The sequence below is a fragment of the Psychrobacter sp. BI730 genome, assembly GCF_013414195.1.
In the GTDB taxonomy this organism is placed as follows: Bacteria; Pseudomonadota; Gammaproteobacteria; order Pseudomonadales; family Moraxellaceae; genus Psychrobacter.
The window spans coordinates 1-12,759 of sequence record NZ_JAATTV010000025.1 but is presented as its reverse complement, the minus strand read 5'-3'; the positions used below and the strand labels follow the sequence as shown (position 1 = coordinate 12,759).

Below are 12,759 nucleotides of genomic sequence, written 5' to 3'. Positions count from 1 at the left end.
GCTTTTCATGCTACCAGCCATTTGCTCGGCCAGTTTTTTGATGTCAGTTTGGTTAGTCATTGCTTATTCTCCTGTTAATGGATTATAAGCAGTTACACAGTTTTTAGGAAACTTCCGGCTTTTTTGACGGTTATATCTCTTAAACACTATAAAAACTTAGTGTATCACCACAGACATACCTACGGGTCTTGTTAGCTTTCCATTAGATAATGTCACTTTCAGAACTCATAGTGCTGATTCAATATCTTCCTTCAAAACCTCAAATACTTTATTTTTATGTGCTTTTATGGATTCATCGTTCCATAATTTATCTCCTAGTGTTGCAATCATCAGCTCTAATTTCAAGCTTAATGGAGCCATCTTGTTACGCTGACTCTCTAATATCTCAGCCTTTTGCTTAGGAGTGTCATTACTTAAAGACGAGTTCTCACTAATACTCATTAAACATAAGTTTCCGAACCCATGCAAATCAGTTTCAGATAATATCTCATTAACTCTAGAGGTTTGAGGTGAAAAGTGCTCAACAGAACTTTTGAAACTAAACCTAAATTTAGATTTTGTTTCTTGAAGTAACTCAGTATCTTTCCACAATAGATAATCTAGGTAATTAAACGCAAATACTCTAACCTGGCCATACCTTAAGCATTCACTAAGAACTTCATTAGACACTGTAAATTTTGCGCTCTTGTCTATGATATACATAAAATCTCTAAACTCTTTACGCGTTGTTGTGAGATAACGATTTACCATAAAAGCTCGAGCAAGACTTTCTAAAAACTTTAAATACTCTTCTGCCCTAATTGGAGTTGATTTTTCTTTATCGTTTAACCAATACAGCACTGCAGACAACCAGTTTTTTCGAGAGTTAGTCGGGTAAGATACATGAAAGGCTGAAAGTAACATCACACAAGGCCAATTCCTATCAGATTTATTACCCTCCTCTTTACCAAAAGTATTCACATAGCTTGAGCCATTTTTATCGAATTTATACCCTTTCAATGACCAATCTTCTTTGCCACTTGCTCGCTCACGCTTAACAACATATTGATCAAACAAATAACGTAATTTTAGTAATGAAAAAATAAAACCCTCTACCTTCTTAATGTCTTTTCCTATAAAATTTTTGAAGGCGTTAATTAAATCTTTATCATCTAAAACAGGAAGGTCTTTATCAGACTGTGACTTTATATAAATACGTAATACTTGCATAAGAAAGTTAGGAAAATCTATAACGCTGGTAAATCGCTCCGCTTTTCCTTCATCACTATCATCATCACTACTTGTATTTTTATCACCTTCTTTTTCTCGTAATTCTTTACCGGCTTCGAGTGCACTCTTAAGAGAGAACGAACCATTTTTTGAGCCTGAACTATCGCTTTGTACGGTAACCTTATTAGTCAGATCCTCGAATCTTTCCACTAAAAAACCTGCAGAATCTTCACTAAATATAGCTTTTCGCTCATATACCGAAAAACCCAGTTGCACATAGCGGCTCATGTCTGCACAGGCAAGCCATACCTTCTGAATAACAGCAAGAGCTTGCGTATCTTTTTGGACGGCAGATAGCAAGCTTGCTTTGACTACTTCATGCTTCTCTAGCTGCTCCCCTCTATTATTCATCACCTCAAAATAGTGCGTTACATCAGTATTTTGAGGTACACAGACGCGCAGTATTTTTACTTTATTCAGTAAATAAGTAGCAAACTCGTTTAGCGCCTCAGATTCCTTATCAGCAAAGCTTCTAGTGATTACCCGATCTATAGCTTTAAAACCCTCTAATATTGAAGCATTAGTCTTATTGGTGCTAATTGTACTTATTAATTCAGACAGCTTTCCCGGCGAATCGTATTTGGAGGTTTCACTTGAACAAAAAACTTCAAACAGTTTATCGATGGTAAATTCTGATTTTCTTCGGCTCTCAAAGCCAAGGTTTACCTTCTCATACCATTTAAAACTCTCAGGTATACGATAATTCAAATAACAAGCTAATAAACTTAATGTGGTAAAGCGTTGCTGACCATCTAGAATTTCAAAGTAGCTTGTTTTCTCATGTACGACCAAACTACCAATATAGTAGTAATTTGTTTTACTTTCTTTTTCTGCATAATCTTGAATATCATCGATAAGTTGCTGTATTTGAGGCTCGCCCCAGTCGTAGTTACGTTGATACACTGGTATTTTATAATCATCTTGACCGAGTAGTTGCTGAAAATTAAGGCTTTTTTGAGTGCTACTGGACATTGGCAGTCTCCATTACTTGCTTTGATATATAGTAGCCAAGCTCCTCAAAAATAGTTTTGATACCTGCTACTGTCTCTAAATTTCTTATTTTTACATTTTTTTGATTAAGCTGCTGCAGTGGCTTATTTAAAAAATCAACGGGCGACAGTGATTGCTGCAAACGCATAAATAAATTATCATGCCTAATGTGTTTTTCTACACTTTCCAAGTAGACACTTGCATTCTGTAGGCGCAATGAATAGGCCCAAATAAATATGTACTCAATTGCTCGTGCTAAATCTTGCTCACCAAAGCGGTCGTAATAACAGAGAACAAGGGCGTTAAACATGCGGCGAACGTATCTGTCACCCTGGCGCCACCAGTGGCTATATTCGTAACCATCTTTTCTATTATCGATAGTCTGCACAATAGTTAAAGCAGTGGGTCTAGACACTTTGCTATGCTTTGACTTCTGTAATTTTTCTTGCTGGTATAACACAGCTTTTAGCCAATTATCACCTTTTTCTTCAATGGCATTATTTAGTAGTGGATCTAGAAGCGTTTGATAATAGGCAACCCAATCAAAAAAGCGCCGTCCATTAATTAATGTTTGAGTAATCTGAAACGGGTATTCCATTATTTGCTGATCAAAAGTGCGATGCGTGTGCTGGTTATAATGATCGACTGTGTTATGAATAATTTTTAACCCTTGTTGAAAAGGATAAGATTGTAGATAGTACTCACTATTCAAATTAACCCCTTTAAATACATGAATATCAGATTTTGAAAAGTGTAAATGAGGCTTGCCAAGACTCCACTGACGAATAGGATATAGATAATTGGAGAACAACAATTTCAGATCCTTTGTGTTTTTCTGCTCCCACTGATTCACAACAGATTCTTTTAAACTGTCCTCTGACGTAGCAAACTCGCGTAAGTGAAATGCTTTTAGCAAATCATGAGGACTTAAATCAAGACCACGTGAATTTTGTGAATCGAAAAACTGGAAGGCTTCAGATAGATCATGCAGGGTTACTTGAACTACTTCGCAATGATGCAGTAAAAAATCTAAAACTTCTGGTGTAAACTCCGGGCTGCTGACATGACGTTCTATAAACGCAAGATTCTTACTTAGGTTTTTTTGAGTTTCACTACAATCAGGAAGATTTATCTCTACTGGAGCAAAGCCATTAAGCTGCTCTTTAAATCTTTTGGAATCCACAGCAGCCTTCATAAGCAGCAACAGTGTCAAAGTACGCTGCTGGCCATCAACTAAATCAACCTGCGTCTGACCTGCTTCATCAGTATGTTGATTTAGATGTAAAACTACAGTACCTAAGCGGTACGCATTATCTGGGTTATAAACATTACCTACGTTATGACCAAGCCTTGTGCACTGGTAGTACAAGTCTGTTAGCAAGTCGATAATGTTGTTTTCTGTCCAACGGTAAGGTCGCTGATAGATAGGTATAACTAGTTTTTTATTTGAATACTCTTTTGTAGATATAAAACTTGAAATCTTTAAAACATTGTAAGCTTCATTAATGCTGCTTTCTTCTGCCATGAACTTATACCTATCTGACTTTAGTTGTTGTTAGCTATTATATATAACTAGAATTCTTATCATTTTTTGAAAAATATCAAAATATAATAAACTCAATCCGCCTGTTTTAAACTTCTACTTACCCCTCAGCATACATTGCCCTTAATCGAAAAGAGTTAGGCTCATCGCTCATACTTGTGCAGGAGTCCATATATAATTCATCAGCCATAATACTCTTTTCAATAAAATCTATTATATAAGCAGTATTATCTAATGAAGGACTTTTGCTACTCTCTATACCTAACAATAGCCCTTTGATATTAGGATGTTTAGGAAGCTGACTAACGATCTCATTGGCTGCTTTTTTTGCCATATCTGTCTCACATCCATCTGTTACATGAATTTGGATAAATTTATATGATTTCTCTCTTTCGAATAAACTTTTGATATCGATAACATCGATAGCTATCAAGCCACGTGGACTAATATCTAATAATTTAACCACTTGATTTACGTCTTCAGGCTGACACCTAACAATACCCTCTATAATATCTAAGCGATCAAAATCCATATCATCTATTTGCAATCCCACTAAAAACCAAGCTTCTGACTTCTCTTTTAGCTCTAGTAGCGCCTGCTCATTCCAATCCTCGCTGATAATAAAACAACCAATAATAGACTTAGGGTGACGATCCATAATTCGTTGGTATAGGAATGCATTAGGTGTGTCATCTATATACGATTCGTCCATATGGTATTTCATTGCTATACTCACTGATAATTAATGATGTTTGATGTAGTTAGAAGTATCAAACTTTAGCACTAGTTAAATCTCACTCAGTTTTATTTACTTATATTGCTGATCATTGGTTTTCTTTAACATTTTTATAGTGTTTAGATCGTAACTGCCTGCGTAGAACTGGTATAAAAGCTGCTCAAATACACACTTGTTACCAGCGGCAAAAGCAAATAATGTTAGCGAAGATTGCAGCTTCAAGTTATCCGGCAAACCAAAGATATCTAAAGCGCTTTTATCAGGGTGCAACAGCAGTAATTCAGCGCAGTCTATTAACCGTGCCCCAAGCACCTCATGCTGTAAATACGCTTTCGCTTGCTCCAGACTCCCTATTGCAAATCGTCGAGACATTTTACTGTGCCCCAACCCTTTTACCTGTGGAAAAATAAACCACATCCAATGTGTACGCTTATGACCTTCGGTCAGCTCTTCAATCACTTGTGAATAAATAGTATTTTGAGCTTGGATAAAACTATCAAACAAATCTTTATCTATTGTTGTCATTTCATGCACTCCTTACGATTTAATTAATGAGCGTTTGCCTACCTGCCACGCTAACCAGCCACATATATCGCCCCCATCCAGCAATAGTCAGATTTATCAATCGCTCTATTACCGTAAAACACTTCTGAATCTTCAGCAATTCGGTTTTCAACCGCAGTATTTACAGCAACCATGTCATCAAGAGATAGCTTATGATCACTTTCAATATCAAGCATCATATACTCGATACTAAGACCTTCAGGAATTTGATTGAGCAGATGATTAACGGCATACTTTACTTGCCCTGAATCTGGCATGCTCGTTACCCTAGTCTGTATAAATCTGGCAGACTTCTCAGCCCCGCAGGATCTTTTGATATCATTAACATCTATACCAACCTTATCTCGATCAGATAGTGCCGATTCAAATACAGTTATTACCTGCCCAACTTCATCCACTTTGCAAAAAATAATACCGTCTATTACCTCGAATCTATCAGTACACTTATCTGTGGTTTGTAGCGCAAACAATGTGCCCAAACCTGTTTGTTGTTTTAACGCTAGCAATGACTGCTCATTCCAGCCATCTTCGATAACAATAAACCCAACCTCAGACAAACGATAACTATCTGCCTGCGGCTTGTACAACGTGGTGAAGACTACTGGCTTTGTCTGAAGCTCATCATTATGTTCTTCGTTGATGTCGTTTTTTAGAGTCTGTTTATCTTTAACACTACTATCTACTGTCATATTCGGCTCCTTTCTAAAGTGAAATCATTAATTACGGTTATAAAGCTGCATCCCACTTTCTAAGCGCTCAAGAATAACTGCCCTTAGCTCTAATAGTTCAATGACAACGGACAATTGCGACATACTTACCAGCCAATCTTGCAGACGAGTAGTATTAGCAACCGTAGCGCTGACCTGATTCCAAGTGTCATCGATAATAGTAATTTGCTGATCTGTCGATAATGGGCGCTCATAAAGATGCTGACAGGCATATTTCTGTACTTTTAGAACCAAGTTGATTTCAATATTTTTACCAAACTCTAGCTTGCCTAACTTCTGTAAGCTATCTAATGTAAAAATGTCACGCCCTACCCAGTCAGGTATTGGCTTATCTATGACTACTGCCTCGACAATACGGTTGACTGCAAAGTTGCGATGCGCTTTTAACAACTGCTTATCATCAATATGATCATCTACCGGATTAAAGCCTGTGAAATAGATCATATTGTCAATAAAGATCAGTCCTTTGGGATACACCATTCTTTGAACTGGTTTTTCTTCCCATTTATTTTGATAGCTTATTCGTAATTGACGATTCTGTAGCAGAGCCTGATGAATACTTCCAATCACCTCACTATCAAGCGTTGGTGCTTGCACGATACTAGGCAAGGTGACGAGATGATCTTGCCATTGCCCTAGCGGACTTTGATGGAAACTCTCCTTATCCTGCCGTCGTAGTTGGGTGAGCTTATCTGTGATTCCTTGTTTAAGAGATATTGGTAAATAATTTGCAGTATATTTATCAAGTATCTCCCAAAAGAACACTGTTTGCTCGTTAATAACATCGATGCTAAAGTTGGGTTCAATATAAAACCGTGCTGTCTTGCCACTGATATTCTTTCCCCATGCTGGCACCCGAATTAATGCATCACTATAGAAAATATCGTTAAAGACTTGGTTTAAGCCAATCAGATCATTCTCTAGATTTTTACGCTCATTTGTATAATTATCAGCATTATCACCGTAGTTTTGCATAAGCTCTGTCAGTGACACAGCATCCGCTTCACTTCGAGGAAGGCTTTGATATAAAGCAAATAGACGTGTTGACTTTGTATAGCTGGCGATTGGATGTGCAGGCATGGTAGCTTCTCTATTAGACTGATAAGGTAATCAACTTATTATTAAAATACATGTTCAATCAAAACGAAGTAAAATCGCGGTGCCATTGTCATAAGCATTGCCATCAGAATCATAAACTTGGTTCTTGAGATTGATTAGCCAGTTTTGTAAATCAGTTTCAGCACTGACAAGTTGCCATTCATGGCTTGGCACTAAGTCATGAATACCATCCGTACAAACCACTATACAGTCGCCGCTATTGATATCAATCTTGCAAGAGTTGCCTTCTGGTGCTTCACTACTTAGATAATTGTCATCAGCCGTCAATGCAAAGCATTCAGTAATGCTATATAGACTCCTGGCTATACCTTCTCGGTTATAGTCAGTAAACTCTGCTTGGCGATCTTGTTCTTATGCCTGTTGGTCAATACGTTCGTTTAGCAAGTTATGATCTCGAGTCAGGCACTGCCATGGTGACGCATCTTTAAGCAGCCGATGAACGCGACTGTCACCCACATGCGTTATTGTCGCCTTTATGGTTCCATCACTATTTAACTCTCCTACTATCATAGCAAGGGTTGCCACTGCACCATGACGCTTGGATGAGTGCTTGGTTTGGTTAATCAGCTGATGAATATTATTTGAAGTAACACTCTTCTGATCACTCCATAACCGTCTGATTGCTTTTACTACCGCCTTTGAGCAGTGCTGCGATTGATTAGAGCTTGCCACGCCATCTGACACTGCTAAGCAAAATGGTAATGCAACTGGTGTCACTGCCATCATACCTAAGTCTTCTTGATACCAATTATCTAAAAAGAAAAAAGCGTCTTGCTGCAGGTTGTTACTAGCATTACCTTGAAAGGTAATTGCACAGGCTTGGGCGATAGAGGGGATTTCTTTTAAAGGACAATTATTAAGGGAAGCAGTCATGATGGTAGGCCTATATATCTATCATAAAGGCTAGTATAGCGGACAGCTTATAATTCTATTTTATAGGTTGAGACGTAAAATCATTCAATTTGATGTAAAAGGTTAGAGATAGAATTATGACAACCACCAGAAGTCAGATCATAAAAAAGGGATTATCATGATACTCTTAACTCATTGTTATAAAAGTTACAGAATAGCAATGCAATAATTATTAAAATTTAGTTTACTAAATTTATCTTAAGGTCTTTAATTATAAAATTTCTAAAGTTATAATCCCTCTCGCCTTCTAGATAATAGTTCCTCATAACTACTAACATCAACTTCATATCAAATTATAGAACAACAAAAACGTATATTTTAGATAATGGATTTTATATGGATATCACTCCAACTGAACTACTTACTAACTTCTCTAAAATGGACTGTTATGATTATTATGACAATGAAACTAAATCAATCATCTTAGACTTAGAAGATAAGAAAGTTCCCATCGATTATCATGCACTAATTTTAACGCGCATCGATGAAATTCTAGCGGAAGAATCGGATAAAAGATTTTCTTTTGTTGAGCTTCTGATAAACAAGCAATCACCCTCCACCTTAAAAAACCTTATAAACCATTTCAACATTGAAGTATTAAATAGTAATGAATATCTAGCTGTAGCTAGTTATTTCAAGAAAAACATAGGACAGCTAAGTCAGATTTTAGGTTTTTACTCTAATACGGAAGAGTTAGCTCAAAACTCTAAATTCGAACAAGTAACACGTATTGAACCCAAATACCCTGTTCGAAAGTACCAGCAAAGCTGTACTTCTGATTTATGGGATTTATATGACAATAAAGAGCGTCGAGCTTTACTACATTTACCCACTGGAGCAGGTAAAACTCGTACAGCAATTAATTTCATTTGTGAATACTTGAGAGACAATACCAATAAAAACGTAGTTTGGTTTGCTGATACTGTAGAGCTATGTGAACAGGCGCGTAACGAGTTCAACTTAGCCTGGCAGTATATAGGCAACAGAGGGATGGGGAGTTTTGCATTCTATAGCAGTTCGGATCTGTCTCTGAGTGGTATTAACGAAGGATTCATTGTTGCTGGATTACAGAAGTTTCACTCTCAGGAATCCTCAAACAGTATTAATGTGAAATTTATCCTTGATACGTTCAAAAAAGATGTAGGATTGATTGTATTTGATGAAGCACATAAAGCCCTAGCTTCCACTTATAAAGAAATTATCATAGATATTATCAAGAAAGCAGATACTAATTGCTTTTTATTAGGCTTGAGTGCAACGCCAGGTCGAAAAACATATATAAATGGTGAGGACGATAAAGAAAACCAAAAACTCAGTGAGTTGTTTGGCAATAATAAGGTCACACCTCATATTCCTGGTTACGTATCAATAATTGAATATCTCATAGAGAAAAAATTCTTATCTAACTATACAATCTTGCCTATTAATTATGACAATAGCGAAACTGTATTCAGAATGCATGGTAATTTCGAAAATGATAGTAATCTAATGAGTTATCTTGCTGATAGTGACCTGCGCAACCAAGAAATTGTAAATAAAGTTATTAAAGAAATTCTTGAACCACATCCTGAAATAGACGAAAAACCACACGCATTAAACCAAGGAATCGTATTTGCTTTGAATGTTAATCATGCCAAAAGATTAGAGATTTTACTGAATAATGCAGGGATTAAATCTAAAGTCATTGTAGGTAAAACTGATTCTTTTCAACGAAGCGTGGCTATACAACGCTATAAAAATCAGGAAATAAGAGTTTTAATTAATTATGGCGTATTAACTGCTGGGTTTGATGCACCTTGTACCAATTCCGTTTTTATCACCAGACCTACCTCATCTTTAATACAGTACTTACAAATGGCTGGACGAGCAATGCGAGGCCCTAAAAGCGGCGGAAGTAAAAATTGTCGAATCTACACTGTGAAAGATGATGACGAGCAGTTCAATAACATGTATAACGCTTTCAAATACTGGGACACCAGTTGGAAAACTAAAAATAAGGATCAGTTATGAGTTTAAAGCAACACCCATATGTACGTCCCTCTCAAGTTATTGAGTCAATGCGTGACAACGGATATAAAAATACCGCTTACGCACTAGCTGAGCTGATCGATAATAGTATTCAAGCAGGCGCTAAGACTGTACGCTTTGTTTGCTTTGAAGCATATGAAAAAGTTAATAACACAAGCCGAAAACGTATCCAAAAAATTGCCATATTAGACGATGGCTATGGTATGGATGAAGAAACTTTATACATGTCATTAGAGTTCGGCGCTTCAAAAAACAGACAAGACCCAGAAGGTATGGGTAAATTTGGTATGGGGCTACCTAACTCAAGCATTTCACAATGTAAAAGGACTGAAGTTTGGAGCTGGAAAAATAGTGCTAAGCCATTCTATACTTATCTAGATGTCGATGAAATTAAAAATGGTAACCAGGAAGTTATTCCTTATCCCATAGCTAGAGCTCTAGATAGTAAACTCAGCAACGCTTACAAAGGCTCAATGCCTAGATCAGGTACGGCTGTAGTATGGTCTGAGCTTGACAGGTTGCACTGGAAAACCTCCACTACTCTACTTAAACATACTGAAAACCTTATCGGGCGCATGTACCGTTATATGCTCCAAGATGAAAAAGTAAGAATAGTTTTCGAGAATTATTTATTTAATGATTCTACGCAGACTTATGATAGCGAAGGCTCCGTTTCTTTTAAGGCTAATGACCCACTGTACTTAATGAAAGAGACTGTCGTTGAAGACTTAAAAGACTTTCCTAGTGATTTTAAAGGACAGTCTATTTTCGATATCCATCATGACGGTGAAAAAAACAAAAAATTTATAGAATTATCTGATGGCACTACAGGCTATTACTGTATTAAGTCCTCTTCGGTTAAAAAAAGCTTTACTGATAAAATGCAAGAAAGTGTAAAAAGAGCTGTTGGTAGTACTGATGTAGGAAAACACTTTGCTTCAAATATTGGCTTATCTATTATTAGGTCCGGCAGAGAGCTTGATTTAAAGAGACATTTTAAGGTTAAAGATAAATACTTAAAAGATAGATATATCGGTGTTGAAGTACAGTTCTCTCCTAGTTTAGACAGATTCTTTGGAGTGACCAATAACAAGCAAACCGCTACAAAAATCCAACCTATAAGCCTTGAAGAGATAGCACTACAGGAAGACGTAGATGAGGCACAAGTAATAGAAGTTTTAACTGAAAGAGACCCTGACTATGCGCTATTAATAACTTGTCTTACTGAAATCGAAGCTGCATTTCAGGTCTTCGATGAGCTGGATAAAAAGAAAATCTCAGTATCCAGCGCCATTAAAGAGTCAACAGAAAAGAATAGTACTAATGAAGCTGATGTTAAAGCAACTGATGCCGAATATGCTCGCTCAAATGTAAACCCTACTATTGGAGACGACGACAAGCCTAATCCTGAAGAAATCAAAGAAGCTCTAAGCGATAAAAACTTTAATAAAGATGAGCTCGATGAGTTAATCCAAGATGTAATTCAAAATGAGATTAGTGTGAAGTTTGACGAGAGAGATGGACCTCAAACTATGCTATTTGATATATCTATTATTCAAGGATTTACTCTTATACAGATTAATACAGAGCATAATTTTTATAGAAACTTTCTTTCAAAAGCTACGGAAAGAGATAAAATGCTTCTAAAGCTATGTCTGGCAGCTTGGGGTAGAATGGAAAAAGAAGCACCTTCAGAAAACGTTCGTAGAAGATATGAGTTTGCACGTCAACAATGGGGTGTAATGCTAGATGGTTACTTAAGTGTGGAAGAAGACTATTAACTCTTTTACAAACAGTCAAAACAGTCTACTTAATACTGACTCTGTTACAGACGTTCTATATGAACTAATCGAGCAGTCAAACTCGATTGTTTTAATTAGTGCGTTTTTGACAGGCTCAGTACTTAAATTGTTTGACGAGAATGACTATGATAAAGATATCAGCTTATACATAAGATGCAGACCATCTGATTGTGTAGGCGGAAGCTGTGACCTCGAAGTATTAAAGCAATTAACCTCTAGAGGGGTTAGCTGTTTTGTTGATTATAAATTACATGCCAAAATTTATATTTTCGACGCAAAAGATGCCGTTATTGGTAGCTCGAATCTAACCGCAAATGGTCTAGGATTTTCTAACTATCCCAATTTTGAACTCAATTATAGTTGCCAGCTCTCATCTTCTGACTTAGCTCAAATCGATAATTATATTGCTCAGTGTGTGAGGATAAGCATTGATGACATCGAGAAAATGCAGAAAGAACTTGCGACCATCAACACTACTTCATCGGCTGACATACCTAATGAATGGGAAACCGTTGATTTAAAACCTAAAGAAAATCTTATAGGCTTATTCATTGAGGACTTCCCGAAGTGTAATCCATTTGAATTATCGAATTATGATGATAAGAATATCAATCATGATAAATCTATTTTTGGTGAAGACCCATTAGATATAGCTAAGTTTGAGCAATCAAACGTATTTAGATTTATCTACCAATTTGTATCAGAACAAGAAGACAAATCAGCTAGTTTTGGCGCTATAACCTCTCACTTGCATAATAATATATTAGATGATTTTTCTCCTTATAGAAAAGAAATTAAGACATACTTGCAGAACTTCATACTCTATTTAGAGTGTTATAAGTGCAATAGTATTATAGTGAGCAGATATAGATATCGCCAGGTAATTAGTATCAGTTGATAAAAAATTCATCAAAAAGGTTAACAGCAATGTCAGGTATTTGGAACTCTACAAACCATACTATAGTCAGTCCAAAATATAAAAGGTACAATACTTTTAAACCAAGCAAAGAGAAATATAAAAGATGACCTACTCAGCAGATTTTCGAGCACAAGTTATCAAAAACATTG

At 36.5% G+C, this 12,759-nt stretch carries 11 protein-coding genes; 3 read left to right on the top strand and 8 right to left on the bottom strand.

Annotated features, from left to right (window positions below; genetic code table 11):
- Positions 1-225: 225 nt before the first annotated feature.
- The 8 genes from HCZ91_RS13505 to HCZ91_RS14040 form a co-directional block, all read right to left on the bottom strand.
- On the bottom strand, positions 226-2,241 hold the full coding sequence (locus tag HCZ91_RS13505; protein WP_179799750.1) for a DUF262 domain-containing protein: 2,016 nt from the start codon (positions 2,239-2,241) through the stop codon (positions 226-228).
- Positions 2,231-3,784 carry a DUF262 domain-containing protein gene (locus HCZ91_RS13500; protein WP_179799749.1) on the bottom strand — a complete coding sequence of 518 codons (1,554 nt, stop codon included), beginning with the start codon at positions 3,782-3,784 and terminating at the stop codon, positions 2,231-2,233. The genes HCZ91_RS13505 and HCZ91_RS13500 overlap by 11 nt, the downstream gene beginning before the upstream one ends.
- Positions 3,785-3,902: 118 nt before the next feature.
- Positions 3,903-4,514 (bottom strand): hypothetical protein, encoded by a 612-nt coding sequence (locus HCZ91_RS13495; RefSeq protein WP_179799748.1) that lies wholly within the window; start codon positions 4,512-4,514, stop codon positions 3,903-3,905.
- A 96-nt stretch (positions 4,515-4,610) separates the two neighbouring features.
- Positions 4,611-5,063 (bottom strand): DUF1810 domain-containing protein, encoded by a 453-nt coding sequence (locus HCZ91_RS13490; protein WP_179799747.1) that lies wholly within the window; start codon positions 5,061-5,063, stop codon positions 4,611-4,613.
- A 50-nt stretch (positions 5,064-5,113) separates the two neighbouring features.
- Positions 5,114-5,791 (bottom strand): hypothetical protein, encoded by a 678-nt coding sequence (locus HCZ91_RS13485; RefSeq protein ID WP_179799746.1) that lies wholly within the window; start codon positions 5,789-5,791, stop codon positions 5,114-5,116.
- Between the two features lie 27 nt (positions 5,792-5,818).
- Positions 5,819-6,910, bottom strand: coding sequence for a WYL domain-containing protein (locus HCZ91_RS13480; protein ID WP_179799745.1), 1,092 nt, complete (start codon positions 6,908-6,910; stop codon positions 5,819-5,821).
- A gap of 54 nt (positions 6,911-6,964) precedes the next feature.
- Positions 6,965-7,216 carry a hypothetical protein gene (locus HCZ91_RS14045; RefSeq protein WP_257020077.1) on the bottom strand — a complete coding sequence of 84 codons (252 nt, stop codon included), beginning with the start codon at positions 7,214-7,216 and terminating at the stop codon, positions 6,965-6,967.
- A gap of 84 nt (positions 7,217-7,300) precedes the next feature.
- Positions 7,301-7,822 (bottom strand): protein phosphatase 2C domain-containing protein, encoded by a 522-nt coding sequence (locus HCZ91_RS14040; RefSeq protein ID WP_257020076.1) that lies wholly within the window; start codon positions 7,820-7,822, stop codon positions 7,301-7,303.
- Between the two features lie 375 nt (positions 7,823-8,197).
- Here HCZ91_RS14040 and HCZ91_RS13470 point away from each other — a divergent pair, with 375 nt between their 5' ends.
- From HCZ91_RS13470 to HCZ91_RS13460, 3 genes are read left to right on the top strand one after another with little or no spacing between them, the layout of a single operon-like run.
- Entirely contained in the window at positions 8,198-9,871 is a 1,674-nt protein-coding gene (locus HCZ91_RS13470; protein ID WP_179799744.1) for a DEAD/DEAH box helicase, read from the top strand.
- Positions 9,868-11,670, top strand: a complete 1,803-nt coding sequence (locus HCZ91_RS13465) for an ATP-binding protein (protein WP_179799743.1) — start codon at positions 9,868-9,870, stop codon at positions 11,668-11,670. Before HCZ91_RS13470 ends, HCZ91_RS13465 begins: the two co-directional genes overlap by 4 nt.
- A complete protein-coding gene (locus HCZ91_RS13460) occupies positions 11,651-12,589 on the top strand; it encodes a phospholipase D family protein (RefSeq protein WP_179799742.1) in 939 nt (312 codons plus the stop codon). The genes HCZ91_RS13465 and HCZ91_RS13460 overlap by 20 nt, the downstream gene beginning before the upstream one ends.
- The last annotated feature ends 170 nt before the right edge of the window (positions 12,590-12,759 follow it).